This is a genomic window from Serratia sp. CY33525 (assembly GCF_052169115.1).
Classification (GTDB): domain Bacteria; phylum Pseudomonadota; class Gammaproteobacteria; order Enterobacterales; family Enterobacteriaceae; genus Serratia; species Serratia sarumanii.
Genome location: NZ_JBJNLK010000001.1, coordinates 410,975 through 427,061 on the forward strand (window position 1 = coordinate 410,975; position 16,087 = coordinate 427,061).

Sequence of the window (16,087 nt, forward strand, 5' to 3'; positions counted from 1 at the left end):
CTGCTATCCGTTTGATACGCATTGGCTTTTAACTCAGCCTCCGTTTACCTGGAGCCAAGTTTTTCATTAACGGCGAACTTCACGCAGATCGAAACGAATCGGAATGTTCACGCTGAATTCCGCCTGCCCCGCTGCGATCTCGTTGCCGGGCGCGGGCAGTGGAGAAGCGCGCTGCGGTAACTGAAGCGCCTCCCGGTCGAGCGAAGCAACCCCACTCGATCGCAATAGCTTCACGCCCAGCACGTTCCCCTGCCGATCCAACGTCACGGCAACCTGAACAATGCCCTGGCGCTGCTGGCGTACCGCCAGGGTCGGGTAGCGTTTGAAACGGCTCAAATGCGCCAACAGCAGGCCGCTCCAGACCGAGGCATCCTGGCTCGGCTGCGACGCCACGCTGGTTTGCGGCGCGGCAACACGCTTTCCATCCAGAGACGGCGGCGCGCTGGTGCTTGATGCTATTGAGCTTGCAGGCGCTATTTTTTCCTGTTCCTTTTGCCTTGGGCGCGGCGGTTCCGTCTTCGGTCTGATGGGGGCGTTCCGTTGCCCTTTGGCCTTGCTCTGCTGCTCCGTCGCACGCGGCGCATGAATCAGCGGAGGCATCGCCGCCTCCGGTTCCCGGTTGGCCTGCCGTTGCGCCACCGCCTGCACCTGGCGCACACCGGTTGGCATCGGCTCTGCGTTGGGGATCGATTCCGCCTGCTCGGCAACCATCATCAACACCATCGGTTGCGCCGCGGGCAGCAACGGTGGCACCAGGTGATAACCAAGGCCAAACAACAACGCACCATGCAGACCCAACGCCAACACATTGGCGGTAGCCCAGCGCAATCGCCCGCCTGTAGGCGGTAAAGATAAATCGGCAGGTAATACGTTGTGATTCAACATGGAAAACGATACTCAGGTTAAGCGTGAAACAGACCAACGTACGCAGCGGTCAACGGCGGTCGGGGTATGTCAGAAAGGTCGTTTAGGCACGCGGCACCGGGCAGGGAACGAGAAAGAACAGGCCAAACGAAAAGGAAATACCCTAATGGCAGAGTAAAAAACTTTAGGACACGGTAATGAAGTATTTTGACAGCATATTTACCCTAACCGGCAGCGCACCGGGCAGAGCCGCAATGACGCGCTCGGGGTCAGCCAGCGGGAACGCACCGGAGAGCCGCAGGCCGGCGACCTCCGGCCGGCAGCGAATAACGCCCTGACGATAACGCCCCAGCTCCATCAGGAAGTCGTCCAGCCGCATGTTGTCGGCCAACAGCATGCCTTGCCGCCAACCGGGCTCTTGCGTCACGCGGTACGGATCGCCAATGCCTTGCCGGCTTAATCTGCCGCCCTGACCGGCGTTGAGCACCGCGTTCCGATGCGCCGGCGAAAGGATTGTGACCCGGCCAAGATAAACGGCGATATCACTGTAGGTTTCCCACAGGCGAACGCTGAAGCGAGCAGCCTGCGCCACGATCTCGCCCTGCGGCAGCCTCACCGTCAACGCGCCGCTTTCCGGCGGCAGATTCACCATCATTTCACCTTCCAGCAATGCGGCCTGCTGAAGGCTGACGTTGACCGCCGTTTGCGTGTTCAGCATCAACTGCGCGCCATCCGCCAACGCGACGGTTTGCTGCTCCCCCACCGCCGTGCGGTAATCCGCCAGCCAGGGGCGCCATGGCAGCGCGCCAGAACCGATGCCAACCGACCCTACCACGCCGATGGCCGCCAGGCTTCTCAGCAACCGGCGGCGTTGCGGGTTTGGCAACTGCGACAGACTACGCTGCGCCGCCGCCCCGTTAAGCAGAGAAAAACGGGATGAAAACGCGGCGATATGCCGCCAGGCGCGTTCATTTTCCGGTTTCGCCTGACACCAACGCCGCCAGTTTTCCCTATCCGCGTCGCTTGCCTCTTCCGACATCAGCTGGGTTAACCAGGCGGCGGCCTCACGCGCGCTCTGCCGATCGATATCCGATTCCATCATGGGTTCCGCACCTGCCGTTACGCCGCCAATGCAAAGAAACAGTGCAAATTGGCGCGCTGCAGATATTGTTTCACCGAACTGGTCGACACCCGCAAACGTTCAGCGATGTCGCAATAACGCATGCCCTGCAGGTGCGCCAACAGGAAAGCCTCGCGAACGTGCGCCGGCAATCCGTCCAACGCCTGATCCAACTGTTCGAGCATTTCGAGGGTTTGTTGACGGACCTCCGGCGAGGGCGCCTCGATCGCCGGCAGCTCGCTCAAGGCCTGCAGATAGCTCTCTTCGATTGTTTTACGCCGGTAATAATTCGCCACCAGCCGGCGCGCCACGGTCGCCAGGAAGGGGCGTGGTTGCCGAATGGCAAGCAACTGCGGACTCAGTAAAATACTGATGAACGTATCCTGCGCCAGGTCTTCGGCGTGATGCGCGCACCCGACCTTCTGTCTCAGCCAATGGCATAGCCAACTGTGGTGCTCAAGGTAAAGCTGTTGAGCAAACCCGTTGGCTGCCGCGGCCTCTTTCCTTGCCATTCGGTGACACCAATTGATAATGAGATTGAAAATGATAATTATTATTATTTTAAAATTGTAACTTCTGTGTCAAGCGATTGCTGATGATTTATAAACGGCGAAAAAGTAGGGAAATACGGGAGAGAAAACGTGAAAAGGGGCCAAAATGGCCCCTGTTAGCAGGATATTCAGAAACGTTGGCTAACGCTAAACTTGATGTTGCGCCCTACGCCGGACACCGATTCGCCCAGGTAAGGGTAATAATCGCGGTTGAACAGGTTGTCCACCGCGACGCGAGCTTCGAAGCCCTGCAAACCGCTGGGCTGCCACGAGGCGAACAGGCCGTGCAATGCATAACCCGACGTTTTCGGCAGCGCCCAGACAACGGCCATCGGATCGCCGTCGGCCGGTGAACGATCCTGTTTACGCACAAAATCGCCGGTCCAGCCGAAGGCCATGTCCCACTGCGGTACTTTCATACCCAGCATCGCGTGTGCCGTAACGGGTGGAATTTCGGCAATCCAGGTTTCGTTGCCCCACGGATCGCGCGGTGAAGCGTCGCGTTTGCCGCGAATCGAGGAGAACGACAGGCTGCCGAACAGGCTTTCGCTGTCATAAAACGATTCGAGCTCCACGCCCTCAATGGTATAGCCCGGCAAGTTGCGATAGTTCGACAACGGTTGCCCACATTGGCCCCCATGCCGTGCGGCGTCGCACACTACGCCGCGACGATAGAAAATCTCGTCCTTGCCGCGATTGCGGAACAGCGTAGTGCGGATCTGCAGGCTGTCTCGCGCCATCAACACATCGTTGAAGTCCAGCACCGCGCCAAGGCGCACGCCCGTCATGCGTTCCACCTGCAGGCCGCGGCTGGTGCCGGGCACGCTGGAAGCGGCGTATTGCACTTCGTACTGTTCGTCGATCACCGGGGCGCGCCAGGTGCGGCTAACGTCGGCAAACAGGGACAGATTCGACGTCGCTTTCCACATCACGCCCAAATGCGGCGACCAGCCGGTATAGGTCACGCTGCTGTAATCATGGCCCACGAGCGGATCGCTGTCGTTATAGCGCGGCGCCCGGTTCGGTTGCCCGGTATTGGTCACATGATCGTAACGCACGCCCGGCGTCACGGTCAGGCTGCCGAAGCTGACCGCATCCTGTAGATAAACGCTGCGGGTTTCCTGTTCGCCCGCCGGCATGTAATACGGCTGGAAATAGCCGTAGTTGTAACTGGCGTTTTTCACCTGCGAGGGGTAATACATCAGGGTATCGCGCTGGTGTTTATGCCAACGCGCGCCGAGCAACAGCTTGTGTTCCAGCGGCCCGCTGGCGAAACGGCTTTCATTGCTGACGTCAAACTGCCGATCGGTATAGTTCACCCAGCTTTCATTGCCCAACGTACCGAGATAGCTGAACTTTGAAGCGGAATCCGGCCGCTTGTCATGCTGCTCTGTCTTCGAATAGGCATAAGACAGCGTCAGATTCAGCAACGGCTGCGCTTCCGGCGCCAGATTCCATTTCACCGAGTAATTGGTGTCCGTCTGGTCGCGATACACCAGAATGCGGCGCCACGCTTCTTCCCGGCCATATTTATCGATATCCGCCTGGCTGGGCGCGGCGATATCGTCCCGCTTGGCGGCAAAAGGCTGCCAGCCATCGGAATCGGAGCGCATCGCCGACAGCGTCAGCGTTTGCGCCTCGCTCAGATAAATATTGGTTTTTAACAGGTAGGAAGCCTGATCGTTGGCGGAATAGGCAAAGCGCGTGCCGTCCGGCCGCTTCAGGTTGCCGCCGTCACGCTTGCTCATGTAGATCAAACCGTCGGCGAATCCTTCCGGCGTACGGCCGTACAACGCACCGCTGTAAATGCCCTGGCGATCGTTGGTGTGGTAGCTGTATTTCAGCAAGCCGCCAAAATCTTCGCCCGGCAGCAGCATATCTCCGGCATCTTTGGTCTCCAGCGTAATGGTTCCGCCAAAGCCGCCATTGCCGTTCAACAGATTGTGCGGCCCCTTATCGACCTCAACCTTTTTCAGCAATTCGGGTTCAATGAATACCGAACCCTGCCGATATTTCTCAAATCCCTTCGGCGCCCCGTCCAGCACCACCTTCACATCTTCCATGTCGCCCATGCCCCAGATATTCAGGCTTTGGCCACCCGGGCGCGGCGATCCCGCCATCCCTACGCCGGGCAAGCGATCAAGCAAACTGGCGATATTGTCTGCCTGCACGCGTTCGATATCTTCTTTATCCAGCACCGAACGGCCGGCGGCGACGCTGTCGGACAAACCGCCGACCACCGACAGCTCCGGTATCGTCAACGGCTGAACCGGCCCGGCGTCGACCAACCGATATCCCTGTGCGGTTTGTTGAGCGCGCAATCCGCTGCCCGCCAACAGCGTATTGAACGCGTCGGTGAGGCGATAATGTCCCTGCAGGCCCGTGGTGCTTTTTCCACGCGTCTGTTCGGGCGTGAAAATCACTATCACGCCGGCCTTAGCGGCCGCCGTCTGCAAGGCGGGCGCCAGATCACCGGCGGGAATGGCGAAGGAAAGGATAGCGGGCTGTTCGACCGCCGAGGGTGATGCCGACGCACCGGGTGCCGCCATCGCGGAGGTGAGCATGCCCGATAGTGCGCATCCTATCCCGATAGCGACGCGCTTCCCGGTAATGCGTTTGGCTGATGTGAACGTACGCCCTGCGCCGTTCTTGTTTTTTATGGCCATGAAGGATTCCCCTGAGTGTATTGAACTGGAAACTCAGTAGAGAGGTCACGCCAACGAAAAGATCGGGCAGAAAAAAATGAAAAAAAGGGCCGAAGTTACCGCGCCGCGTAGACGATAAAGGTCACCACGCCGAAGATCTCCAGCTGCGCCTCGTCGTCGAACACGATCGGCGCATAGGCGGGATTCATCGGCAACAGCCGCACGTCGGGGTGGCGCTGCAGCTTTTTGACGGTGAATTCGCCGTCCACCGCGGCGATCACGATATTGCCGTGCTCCGGCGTCAGGGCGCTGTCGACGATCAGCAGATCGCCATCCTGGATATTGCCGTCGATCATCGACTCGCCGCTGGCGCGCACGAAGTAAGTGGCGTTGGGGTGCCGCACCAGCAGCTTGCCGATGTCCAGCCTGCTCTCGACATAGTCCTGCGCCGGGGAAGGAAAGCCGCAGGCCACGCGATCGGCAAACAGCGGTAACGTTAGGGGTTCACCTGGTGAAAAAGCATACAACCTTGAATTGCTCAGCATAATCATAACCAAACTGTATATTTATACAGTTAAGCATAAACAAAACGCGAACGCGTGCAACCCCCAATCCCCCTGCGGATCGCGCTTTCCCGCGTAATATAATAATTTTCTGAGTGATTTTTCCTGCAGCTTTTGGCGTTCTTCGCGTGTGTTTACACACATGATACCCACCAAAACTGTGGATAATGCGGCCCTCAGACCGTTGGCGTATCGATGGGCAGGATGAGTGAGGGATTGTCATTGCGAACGGCGCCGACGGCGGGCGATACCGGTTGCCAGACGAAACCCTCTGCCTGCAGGCTGTACACGTCAGCCTGCATTTGACCAGAGGGCGGGACTAAGCGGGTGTCGCGCGCGGCCGTCGGTCTCTGCTGCGTACAGCGCCGCAAAGAACAGCGGCAGGCCTTGCCTCACGGGAGGAACGGCGGACGGCCTTACAAAATGACGCCAATAAAATTGCGACTGGCAATGGCATCAATGGGACGGCCAGAGACGAAAGTCAGTACGTTATGCCAGGAGCTTGGGATAACCCGACAAACGCTGTACCGCCACATTTCCCCTGATGGTCCACTGCGAGCTGACGGTATAAAGCTGCTCAACCGGGGATAATTTTAGCGGACGGAAAAATCTGGAGTTCCGGCGTAGAACCCCGAATAAGGAATAATCCTTAATTCATTTCAGGATTATTAATTCCATCTAAAACCTCTCGGCAATATTCTTTTTTATAGGCTTCATCATTACTTAATGACTTAACCAAAAAATCAGCATTTTTCCAACCATTATCCCAATGCGTATCGAATCCTGACTGTTCATACTTTAATGTTCTAGTTAATGAGTCTTTTATTTGTTTTTTATATTTATCAATTTTCTCATTGGTTGCCCCACAAACATCATGTGCAACACGAGCATTTGAGCCAGAAAAACCTATTGCTGAAATTGCCATCGCTTCATTTGATTTGTCGAAATCATTCGCATATGCCACAGCATTAGATAAAGCGAATATGACAAGAGCAGGTATGGTTTTTTTGTATGAAATCATCTTTCACCTCTACTCATTGATTGTTCATGGGGTCAGTTTGGATATCGAAAATTATTGTACATTAAGGCTGCTTTTTAATCAGTCTCAACTTCTTTATAGAAGGCCTGAATGCGACAAACTTGGGAAGTACTGTAGCCTGTCGCGTCTGCTGTTTCTCGGATGCTCAGTTTCCTAATCTGTCGGTAGTGCCTGATCCATCCTGCACGCTCCATCTCGCCGCTGGCGCGCACGAAGTAGGTGGCGTTGGGGTGCCGCACCAGCAGCTTGCCGATATCCAGCCTGCTCTCGACATAGTCCTGCGCCGGGGAAGGAAAGCCGCAGGCCACGCGATCGGCAAACAGCGGTAACGTCAGGGGTTCAGCTGGTGAAAAAGCATACAACCTTGAATTGCTCAGCATAATCATAACCAAACTGTATATTTATACAGTAAAGCATAAACAAAACGCGAACGCGTGCAACCCCCAATCCCCCTGCAGATCGCGCTTTGCCGCGTAATATAATAATTTTCTGAGCGATTTTTTTTTACGCCTGCTAAGGGTTTCACCGACCCTTGCACACACGTTATCCACCAAAACTGTGGATAACCTGGTGGGGTCGCCGGCAGACGTCATTCCCTGCGCGAGCGGGATCAGAATCCTGTATAATCCCCACACCTGCTAATAAGAATTCATCCCCGTCGGCGCCTCGTCACCGACGGTCACGAGAACGTTATGAACAAGCACCTGCTCCTCGCAGAAACCGACGATATCAAACAGGAATGCCTGTCGCGCCACGCGGTCTGGCAGCGCAACGATCTGGCCCAGGCGCAACAGGATTGGCTGGCGGAAGAAGTGCCGGTCGCCCTGGTGTACAACGGCATTTCCCACGTGGTGATGATGGCGACGCCGAAAGATCTGGCGGCCTTCGCCATCGGTTTTTCGCTGTCCGAAGGCATCATCGCCTCCCCCGACGATATCTACGACATCCGCCAACAGCCGGCCTGCAACGGCATTGAAGTGCATGTGGAACTCTCGAGCCGCCGTTTTATGCAGCTGAAAGAGAAGCGCCGCAGCCTGGCCGGCCGCACCGGCTGCGGCGTCTGCGGGGTGGAGCAACTGCAGGAGGTCGCCCAGCCCATCGCGCCGCTGCCCTTCACGCAACGCTTCGATTTGGCCCTGCTCGACCGGGCGTTGGCGCAGCTGCAGGAGGTGCAAACGGTGGGAAAACTGACCGGCTGCACCCACGCGGCGGCCTGGATCCAGCCGGATGGCGCGCTCAGCGGCGGGTGTGAAGACGTCGGCCGCCACGTGGCGCTCGACAAGCTGCTGGGCTACCGCAGCCAACAGGCGTGGCTGCAAGGGGCGGCGCTGGTGTCGAGCCGCGCCAGCTATGAAATGGTGCAAAAATCCGCCATGTGCGGCGTCGAGATCCTGTTCGCCGTTTCCGCCGCCACCCGCCTGGCGGTCGAGGTGGCCGAGCGCAGCAACCTGACGCTGGTGGGCTTCAGCAAGCCAGGGCGCGCCACCGTCTATACGCACCCGCAGCGGCTCTGGCAATCGACGACGGCGGCATAGCGCCGCCGGATAAGAATCGACTATTCTCAATAGCAGGACACCAGGAAGCACCCACGTCATGATAATTCGCCCGAACCAGAACTGGTTTTTTCGCCTGTTCGCCTGGCACGGTTCCGTGCTGTCAAAGATCACCTTTCGCCTGTCGCTGAACGTGCTGATGTCGATAGTGGCGGTGATCAGCTATCAATGGTACGAACAGCTCGGCGTGCATTTGACCATCGCGCCGTTCAGCCTGCTGGGTATCGCCATCGCGATTTTTCTCGGCTTTCGCAATAACGCCGGCTACAGCCGCTTTGTCGAAGCGCGCAACCTGTGGGGCTCGCTGCTGATTACCGAGCGATCCCTGCTGCGCCAGATAAAAAGCCTGCTGCCGGACGAACCGGCGGTGCACCAGAAGGTCGCCAAGCTGCTGATCGCCTTCAGCTGGAGCCTGAAGCATCAGCTGCGCGCCACCGATCCGACCGCCGATCTGTACCACAACCTCAGCAGCAAAGAGCTGGCGGAGGTGATCGCCAGCCCGATGCCGACCAACCGCATCCTGCTGATGCTGGGCCAGGAGATCGGCAAGCTGCGCCGACGGGGGCTGCTGAGCGACATCACCTTCGAGCTGCTCGACAACAAGCTGAGCGAGCTGTCCCACGCCCTCGGCGGCTGTGAACGGCTCGCCAGCACGCCGGTGCCGTTCGCCTATACCCTGATCCTGCAGCGCACCGTTTACCTGTTCTGCAGCCTGTTGCCTTTTGCCCTGGTGACCGATCTGCATTACATGACACCGTTTGTTTCGGTGTTCATTTCCTATACCTTCTTATCCTGGGACTCACTGGCCGAAGAGCTGGAAGATCCGTTCGGCGTGTCGGCCAACCATCTGCCGTTAAACGCCATCTGCAACACCATCGAGCGCAACCTGCTGGAAATGAACGACCAAAGCCCGCTGCCGCCGCCGATGAAACCCGACGAGCACTTTAATTTGATCTGATCGATTTCACCCGAACACACTGGAGCCGAATGCAATGAATGCAAATAACAACCCGCCGCAAGCCGTATTCACGCCGGTAACGCGCCATGCCATCTTCATCGTCGCCACTCTGTCGCCCGTTCCCGCCCATCTGGCGGCGGTGCGCGCCTGGTGCGGCGACATCGCCGCCGTGGTGCGTTCGGTCGGCAAACGCGCGCCGGCGGGCAACCTCACCTGCGTTTGCGGCTTCGGCTCCGAAGCCTGGGATACGCTGTTTGGTGCCCCGCGCCCTCGCCAGCTGCATCCGTTCAGCCCGATCGGCAGCGGGGAACGCGTCGCCGTCGCCACGCCCGGCGACATCCTGCTGCATATCCGCGCCGATGAAATGGATCTGTGTTTCGAACTGGCCTCGCAGCTGGTCGGCAAGCTCGGCGATGCCGTGACGGTGGTCGAAGAGGTGCACGGCTTCCGTTACTTCGATCAGCGCGCCATGATCGGCTTCGTCGACGGCACGGAGAACCCGGAGGGGCACGAAGCCTTCGACTACACGGTGATCGGCGACGAAGACGCGGCGTTCAGCGGCGGCAGCTATGTGCTGGTGCAAAAATACCTGCACGATATGCAGGGCTGGAATTCGCTCAGCGTGGAAACGCAGGAGAAGATCATCGGCCGCCATAAGCAGTCCAACATCGAACTGGATGAAGCGGTCAAACCGTCGTCATCGCACAGTTCGCTGACCACCATCACCGACGAGCAAGGCAACGAGGTGAAAATTCTGCGCGACAACATGCCGTTCGGCCGCCCCGGCCTGCGCGAATTCGGCACCTACTTTATCGGCTATGCGCGCTCCCCGCAGCCAATCGAGCAGATGCTGGAAAACATGTTTATCGGCCGCCCGGCCGGCAACTACGATCGGCTGCTCGATTTTAGCCACGCGGTGACCGGCACCCTGTTCTTCGTGCCGTCCGCCCCGCTGCTGGAAGCGCTGGCCGATCGCAGCGGCGCCGAACTGCATTAACCCTCCCTTCTGCGGCAAAGCCTCCCCCCGCGACTTATACTGAATTAACGTTGCGTATTGAGGGGAGGCACCATGCCGCTCAAATTCAAACGTTCGGAAAGGCTCTCCATCGGCACCGAAATAGAGCTGCAGCTGGTCGATGACAAGCACTACGATCTTACGGATCGGGCCGACCGGGTGGTCAGCGCGGTCGGCGACCGCCGGCGCGTCAAACATGAGCTCACCAAATCGATGGTGGAGCTGAACAGCTCGGTGCACCGCGATCTCGATGAGCTGCACGCCGAGCTGCGCGCCCTGACCCATACCGTCCGGCGCAGCGCGCAGCGCCTGGGCTGTGACGTCTGCGGCGGCGGCCGCCATCTGAGCAACGACTGGCGCAAGCAGGTCATCAGCGACAACGCGCGCTACAGGCAGCTGGCCAGCCGCTTTGGCTATCTTTCCAAGCTGGCCTGCGTGTTCGGCCAACACATCCACCTCGGCGTCAACGACGGGGACGAAGCGATGTACCTGTGCCATGCGCTGACGCCCTACTTTCCGCAGCTGATCGCACTCAGCGCATCGTCACCGCTGTACCAGGGCGTCGATACGCGCTTTGCCAGCTCCCGTTTCAGCGCGCAGAATTCCTTCCCCAACTACGGATGCCTGGAACACATCTACAGCTGGCGCGAATTCAATGCCTACTACGAACGGCTGAACGCCGCCGGCGTGATTGAAAGCATCAAGGATATTTACTGGGATGCGCGGCCCAAACCGGAGCTGGGCACGGTGGAGATCCGCATCTGCGATACGCCGCTGCGCCTCGCGCATGCCGTGCTGCTGGTCGGTTACTGCCGTCTGCTGGCTGATTTTCTGTTGCAACACCGCACGCCGATCGCGCCGGAATACGATGCCTTCACCAATTACAACAAGATCAACGCCTATCGCAGCGGTTTCGCCGCCGAATACGTCGATCCCGCGACGCTGCGCCGCAGCAGCCTGACCGCCCATATCCTGCACACTCTCGATGTGCTGAGCGAGTTCGCCGAGCGACGGGAGGATCGGGCCGTGCTACAGGCGATCGAGCACCATGTCCGCCAGGGCATCAGCGATTCGGAGCATATCCGCCAGATGTTGCACAACGGCCTGCCGCAGGCTCAGGTGATCAAGCGCCTGTGCGATGAGCTGTTGCAACCGGCAAGTTAAGTTTCGGCTATCGATTCCATACGCCAAAGCCGCTGTTCATTATGTGCTCTTTCGCTACAATCGTGAGCACTGACATTCATCGTATCGAGGACACCATGTACAACTTCTCCCGCTATCAGGCAAAAGAACTGGCGCTGGCTTACATGAGCGGCAAAAAACACGATCTGTCGCCGCAGGAATTTTTGCAGCAGCTGAAAAGCAGCGAGCGATCGTTTGAGCACCTGCTGAAACACGGCAGCGAAATGCCGCGTGACGTGCTGGTTAAAAGCTTCTGAACGGCCGGTTGCCGGCCACTTTCCGTTTACGCCGCCGGTGGCGAGCCTGCAGGCCCGCGCATTCCCGGCCATTCATTCCCCTCCTCACCCTGCCTCAATTCGTCCTCACAGGCGAAAATCCGATAAATTCGCTCTTAAAGGCGAATTATTGACATATTCGCATCCAGGTGCGAATTTATAGTCATCCTTCTATAAACATCGGAACATGTCATGCCGACGCCAATCAGCGTAATCAGCGGCGATCTGGTCGATTCCCGCCGATCAGACACCGTCAACTACCTCAATGAGCTGCATAGCCTGCTCGATCGGCTGCGGCGCGACGGGCGGCTGCATCAGGTGGAAATCTTTCGCGGCGACGCCTTCCAGGCACAAGCCGCCCCGGAGGACGGGCTGCTGCTGGCGGTGTATATTCGCCTCGCGCTGCGGGCGACGGGCGCCGCGCACTGGGATGCGCGCGTCGCCGTCGGGCTGGGCAGCCAACGGCCCGACGCCGCCGGCTATGGCAGCGCCTTTATCAACTCCGGCAGCGCGTTGGACGCCATGGCGAAAAATTGCCGGCTGGCTCTGAAAACCGACAACGATCGGACAAACGCCATTGTCAGCGATCTGCTGCCGATGTTAGATCATGTGATTGGCCGCCTGTCGCAGACCGAAGCGCGCATCGTCCAGGCGAGAATGTTCGCCGACAGCGGCGCTGCCGTGGCGGATCAGCTGCAAAAAGCCGCCTCCACGGTCTCCGCCGCGCTGAAACGCGCGGCCTACGAGGAAATCATGCGGTTTATTCACGCCATTAACAGGATCGTCTGACTATGGATCTGACCTATGCGCCTTTGCTGGCCTGGCTGTTGCTCGTCCATCTGCTGGCGGATTTTCCGCTGCAACCGCTGAGTTGGGTGGAAGATAAAATCCAGCATCGCGCGCGTTCACGTTTTCTGGTGTTGCACGCGTTGCTGCACGGGGTGCTGGCCGCCTGGGTGGTGGCCGGTTTCGGCCTGCTGCACGGCGGGCTTTCTTCACTTCAGGTGCTGGCCAGCCTGCTGATCATCGCCGTCAGCCACTACCTGATCGATTTACTGAAGGTCACCGCGATGAACCGCCTGAGCCCGGCCCGCAGTTTCCTGCTCGATCAGGGATTGCATCTGGCGGTAATCGCCTTGCTGTGGCTGGGGCTGACGCCGAATGCCGGTGAACTGCTCGCCGCGCTGGGGCGGCAACTGGGGCGTTGGCAAACCGGCCTGGTGCTGGTGGCCTACAGCCTGATTTATCTGCCGATGAGCCTGCTGATCGGGCAACTGCTGGCGCACTGGACGCCGCAAATGCCGCCTTCGGCCAAGGCCGACAACGACTCGCTGCTGCGCGCGGGCAAACAGATTGGCTATCTGGAGAGAACGCTGATCCTGACCTTTGTGCTGCTGGGGCAAATCCCGGCGATCGGCTTTTTGCTGGCGGCTAAATCTATCTTCCGTTTCGGCGATCTGCGCCAGAGCGACGATAAGATGCGCACCGAGTATGTGCTGCTCGGCACGCTGTTTTCCTTCACGCTGACCATCATGCTCGGCCTGCTGGTCAACAAACTGCTGTAGCGGAGCGGGGGCGAAGAATTTCGCCCCCGAAGTGAGTGCCGAAGCGGCTTACAGCCACTCGCCGAAGCGGCGGATGTAGAAACGCTTCATCAACTGCGCGACCACGCAGTAGCTGACCAGCGTAGCGGCCAACCACGGGAAGTATTCCCACGGCAGCGGCTGCAGGCCAACCAGGGCGCCGAGCGGCGAGAACGGAATGTAGATGCCGAGCGCCATCACCAACCCGGTGGTCAGCAACACCGGCAGCGCCGCGGTGCTCTGAATGAACGGGATCTTCTGGGTGCGCAGCATATGCACCACCAGCGTTTGCGACAGCAGCCCCTCAATGAACCAGCCGGACTGGAACAGCGCCTGGTGTTCCACGCTGTTGGCGGCGAACACGTACCACATCAGCGCATACGTCGTGATATCGAAGATTGACGAGGTCGGCCCAATCCACAGCATAAAGCGCCCGATGTTTTTGGAGTCCCACTTGCGCGGCTTGCGCAGGAACTCTTTGTCCATCTTGTCCCACGGCAGCGACAGCTGGGAAATATCGTACATCAGGTTTTGAATCAACAGGTGGATCGCCAGCATCGGCAGGAACGGAATGAAGGCGCTGGCCACCAGCACCGAGAACACGTTGCCGAAGTTGGAGCTGGCGGTCATGTTCAGGTACTTGATGATATTGCCGAAGGTCTCGCGCCCTTTGATCACCCCCTCTTCCAGCACCATCAGGTTCTTTTCCAACAGGATGATGTCCGCCGACTCCTTGGCGATGTCGGTGCCGGTGTCGACCGAAATGCCGACGTCGGCATCGCGCAGCGCCGGCGCATCGTTGATGCCGTCGCCGAGGAAGCCGACGGTATGGCCGTTGGCCTGCAGCATTTTCAGCACCCGCGATTTTTGCAGCGGCGTCAGCTTGGTGAAGACCGTGCGCTGCTCCACTTCGCGCGCCAGCGTTTCATCATCCATCTGTTCAATCTGCAACCCGGAGAGCGGTTCACCCGGCTCCAGCCCGACGTCGCGGCAAATCTTGCAGGTGATCACCGGGTTGTCGCCGGTCAGCACCTTCACCGTCACGCCGTTTTCCTGCAGTGCGGCGATCGCCTGCTGCGCGCTCTCCTTCGGCGGATCGAGGAAGGTCAGCAACCCTTGCACCACCATGTCGCGCTCGTCGGCCACGCTCAGCGGGTCGGCCGGGCGTTGCGCATCCAGCTCGCGCGTCGCCAGCACCAGCACGCGGAAACCGTCTTCGTTATACTCGCGGGCCAGCGCCTGCAGCGCCGCACGGCGCGCGTCGTCCAGTTCCAGCGTCTTGTCGCCTTCACGCACGTGAGTGGCGATCTCCAGCATCTCCTCTACCGCGCCCTTACAGATCAGCTGCTGCTTGCCATTTTCGTCCGCCACCACGATCGACAAGCGGCGGCGCACGAAATCGAACGGCAGCTCATCCACCTTGCTGAAACGCCCCAGGGCTTCGATCCCCGGTTTGCCGCGCCCGAAGCGGATCACCGCCTGATCCATCAGGTTCTTCATGCCGCTCTGATGGAAGCTGTTCAGCCAGGCCAGGTGCAGCACCTCGTTATCCCTGGCGCCGTTGACGTCGATATGGTGCTCGAGAATGATGCGGTCCTGGGTCAGCGTGCCGGTCTTGTCGGTGCAGAGCACGTCCATGGCGCCGAAGTTCTGAATGGCGTTCAGGCGCTTCACCACCACCTTGCGGCGCGACATGGCGATCGCCCCTTTCGCCAGGTTGGAGCTGACGATCATCGGCAGCATTTCCGGCGTCAGGCCGACCGCCACCGCCAGTGCGAACAGCGCCGCCTCGCTCCAGTCGCCTTTGGTGAAACCGTTGATCAGCAACACCACCGGCACCATCACCAGCATGAAGCGAATCAGCAGCCAGCTGACGCTGTTCACCCCGCGATCGAACGCGGTTTGCGCCCGCGAACCGACGATGGACTTGGCCAACGAGCCGAAGTAGGTGCGCCCGCCGGTCGCCACCACCACCGCCGTGGCGGTGCCGCTGGCGACGTTGGTGCCCATCAGGCAGACGTTGGAGAGCTCAAGCAGCGCGTTCTCGCTGGACACTTCCCCTTCGCTCGACTTCTGCGCCACGCTGCCCATGGCATCGTATTTTTCGATAGGGATCGCTTCGCCGGTCAATATCGCCTGGCTGATGAACAGATCGCGCGAGGCGATAAGGCGCACGTCGGCCGGCACCATGTCGCCGGCGGAGAGCTGAATGATATCCCCCGGCACCAGTTCGCGGATCGGCACTTCCAGCGTCAGCGGATGCGCGCTGTAGCTGCTGCGGCGCAGCACCGTGGCGGTGGTGCGCACCATCGACTTCAGCGCTTCCGCCGCTTTGTTGGTGCGGTATTCCTGCCAGAAACGCAGCAGCCCGCTCAGCGTGACCATGATGAGAATGATAATGACGCCGGTGAGTTCAGTTTCTTCACCGCTCTGGCGCGGCAGCCAATAATCGGTAAAGAAACTGATCGCAGCCAGCACCATCAGCACGAAGATAAACGGGTTGTTGAAAGCCTTGATCAGCTGGATCAAGGCATGCGGCGCCTTGTCGTGGGCGACCTGATTGGCGCCGAACTGCTCCAGCCGCTCATCGGCGTCGTCCTGAGTCAAACCGTTGCGGTTGCACTTCAGGTTCGCCAGCGTTTGGGCGATGCTGTTGGTCGCTTCTTCCGCAATGGCGTAGGTCACCGCGTCTTTATCACGGCGACGCGTTCTTTCATTAATCTGAGTCATAACGCTATT

The 16,087-nt window shown here is 59.2% G+C and carries 14 protein-coding genes and 2 pseudogenes; 7 read left to right on the forward strand and 9 right to left on the reverse strand.

Going from position 1 to position 16,087, the window contains the following annotated elements; all coding sequences use genetic code 11:
* Positions 1-66: 66 nt before the first annotated feature.
* The 8 genes and pseudogenes from ACJ8IM_RS01990 to ACJ8IM_RS02025 form a co-directional block, all read right to left on the reverse strand.
* Positions 67-828, reverse strand: a complete 762-nt coding sequence (locus ACJ8IM_RS01990) for an energy transducer TonB (protein WP_172448735.1) — start codon at positions 826-828, stop codon at positions 67-69.
* A 220-nt stretch (positions 829-1,048) separates the two neighbouring features.
* Positions 1,049-1,966, reverse strand: a complete 918-nt coding sequence (locus tag ACJ8IM_RS01995; RefSeq protein WP_033653595.1) for a DUF4880 domain-containing protein — start codon at positions 1,964-1,966, stop codon at positions 1,049-1,051.
* Positions 1,967-1,983: 17 nt separating this feature from the next.
* Entirely contained in the window at positions 1,984-2,496 is a 513-nt protein-coding gene (locus ACJ8IM_RS02000) for a sigma-70 family RNA polymerase sigma factor (RefSeq protein ID WP_025303329.1), read from the reverse strand.
* Between the two features lie 167 nt (positions 2,497-2,663).
* Complete coding sequence (locus ACJ8IM_RS02005; RefSeq protein WP_051917617.1) at positions 2,664-5,201, reverse strand: TonB-dependent receptor; 2,538 nt, start codon at positions 5,199-5,201, stop codon at positions 2,664-2,666.
* Positions 5,202-5,296: 95 nt separating this feature from the next.
* Positions 5,297-5,731: a translesion error-prone DNA polymerase V autoproteolytic subunit gene (gene umuD, locus ACJ8IM_RS02010; protein ID WP_033635060.1), complete on the reverse strand. Its 435-nt coding sequence runs from the start codon at positions 5,729-5,731 to the stop codon at positions 5,297-5,299.
* 188 nt (positions 5,732-5,919) lie between these two features.
* Positions 5,920-6,090 (reverse strand): annotated as a pseudogene (locus tag ACJ8IM_RS02015) (SOS response-associated peptidase family protein); the annotation flags it as partial.
* Between the two features lie 302 nt (positions 6,091-6,392).
* Positions 6,393-6,764, reverse strand: coding sequence for a hypothetical protein (locus ACJ8IM_RS02020; RefSeq protein WP_126171699.1), 372 nt, complete (start codon positions 6,762-6,764; stop codon positions 6,393-6,395).
* Between the two features lie 212 nt (positions 6,765-6,976).
* Positions 6,977-7,168: pseudogene (locus ACJ8IM_RS02025) on the reverse strand (DNA polymerase V); the annotation flags it as partial.
* 306 nt (positions 7,169-7,474) lie between these two features.
* Here ACJ8IM_RS02025 and fdhD point away from each other — a divergent pair.
* From fdhD to ACJ8IM_RS02060, 7 genes are all read left to right on the forward strand, one after another.
* Complete coding sequence (gene fdhD / locus ACJ8IM_RS02030) at positions 7,475-8,317, forward strand: formate dehydrogenase accessory sulfurtransferase FdhD (RefSeq protein WP_025303336.1); 843 nt, start codon at positions 7,475-7,477, stop codon at positions 8,315-8,317.
* Between the two features lie 58 nt (positions 8,318-8,375).
* Positions 8,376-9,293, forward strand: coding sequence for a bestrophin family protein (locus tag ACJ8IM_RS02035; RefSeq protein ID WP_033635062.1), 918 nt, complete (start codon positions 8,376-8,378; stop codon positions 9,291-9,293).
* A 34-nt stretch (positions 9,294-9,327) separates the two neighbouring features.
* Positions 9,328-10,290, forward strand: a complete 963-nt coding sequence (locus ACJ8IM_RS02040) for a Dyp-type peroxidase (RefSeq protein WP_033635063.1) — start codon at positions 9,328-9,330, stop codon at positions 10,288-10,290.
* A 72-nt stretch (positions 10,291-10,362) separates the two neighbouring features.
* Positions 10,363-11,472 (forward strand): YbdK family carboxylate-amine ligase, encoded by a 1,110-nt coding sequence (locus tag ACJ8IM_RS02045; protein WP_033653592.1) that lies wholly within the window; start codon positions 10,363-10,365, stop codon positions 11,470-11,472.
* A 95-nt stretch (positions 11,473-11,567) separates the two neighbouring features.
* A complete protein-coding gene (locus tag ACJ8IM_RS02050; RefSeq protein ID WP_004935085.1) occupies positions 11,568-11,747 on the forward strand; it encodes a hypothetical protein in 180 nt (59 codons plus the stop codon).
* A gap of 210 nt (positions 11,748-11,957) precedes the next feature.
* A complete protein-coding gene (locus tag ACJ8IM_RS02055; protein WP_033635069.1) occupies positions 11,958-12,554 on the forward strand; it encodes a hypothetical protein in 597 nt (198 codons plus the stop codon).
* 2 nt (positions 12,555-12,556) lie between these two features.
* On the forward strand, positions 12,557-13,330 hold the full coding sequence (locus ACJ8IM_RS02060) for a DUF3307 domain-containing protein (RefSeq protein ID WP_033635070.1): 774 nt from the start codon (positions 12,557-12,559) through the stop codon (positions 13,328-13,330).
* 48 nt (positions 13,331-13,378) lie between these two features.
* Here the strand turns inward: ACJ8IM_RS02060 and mgtA are convergent, their stop codons facing one another.
* Positions 13,379-16,078 carry a magnesium-translocating P-type ATPase gene (gene mgtA, locus ACJ8IM_RS02065; protein ID WP_033653591.1) on the reverse strand — a complete coding sequence of 900 codons (2,700 nt, stop codon included), beginning with the start codon at positions 16,076-16,078 and terminating at the stop codon, positions 13,379-13,381.
* Between the last annotated feature and the right edge of the window lie 9 nt (positions 16,079-16,087).

Coding starts and splice junctions, on each gene's coding strand:
- ACJ8IM_RS01995 (WP_033653595.1), bottom strand. CDS start 1,966: ATGATGGAATCGGATATCGATCGGCAGAGCGCGCGTGAGGCCGCCGCC.
- ACJ8IM_RS02000 (WP_025303329.1), bottom strand. CDS start 2,496: ATGGCAAGGAAAGAGGCCGCGGCAGCCAACGGGTTTGCTCAACAGCTT.
- ACJ8IM_RS02005 (WP_051917617.1), bottom strand. CDS start 5,201: ATGGCCATAAAAAACAAGAACGGCGCAGGGCGTACGTTCACATCAGCC.
- umuD (WP_033635060.1), bottom strand. CDS start 5,731: ATGATTATGCTGAGCAATTCAAGGTTGTATGCTTTTTCACCAGGTGAA.
- ACJ8IM_RS02020 (WP_126171699.1), bottom strand. CDS start 6,764: ATGATTTCATACAAAAAAACCATACCTGCTCTTGTCATATTCGCTTTA.
- fdhD (WP_025303336.1), top strand. CDS start 7,475: ATGAACAAGCACCTGCTCCTCGCAGAAACCGACGATATCAAACAGGAA.
- ACJ8IM_RS02035 (WP_033635062.1), top strand. CDS start 8,376: ATGATAATTCGCCCGAACCAGAACTGGTTTTTTCGCCTGTTCGCCTGG.
- ACJ8IM_RS02040 (WP_033635063.1), top strand. CDS start 9,328: ATGAATGCAAATAACAACCCGCCGCAAGCCGTATTCACGCCGGTAACG.
- ACJ8IM_RS02045 (WP_033653592.1), top strand. CDS start 10,363: ATGCCGCTCAAATTCAAACGTTCGGAAAGGCTCTCCATCGGCACCGAA.
- ACJ8IM_RS02050 (WP_004935085.1), top strand. CDS start 11,568: ATGTACAACTTCTCCCGCTATCAGGCAAAAGAACTGGCGCTGGCTTAC.
- ACJ8IM_RS02055 (WP_033635069.1), top strand. CDS start 11,958: ATGCCGACGCCAATCAGCGTAATCAGCGGCGATCTGGTCGATTCCCGC.
- ACJ8IM_RS02060 (WP_033635070.1), top strand. CDS start 12,557: ATGGATCTGACCTATGCGCCTTTGCTGGCCTGGCTGTTGCTCGTCCAT.
- mgtA (WP_033653591.1), bottom strand. CDS start 16,078: ATGACTCAGATTAATGAAAGAACGCGTCGCCGTGATAAAGACGCGGTG.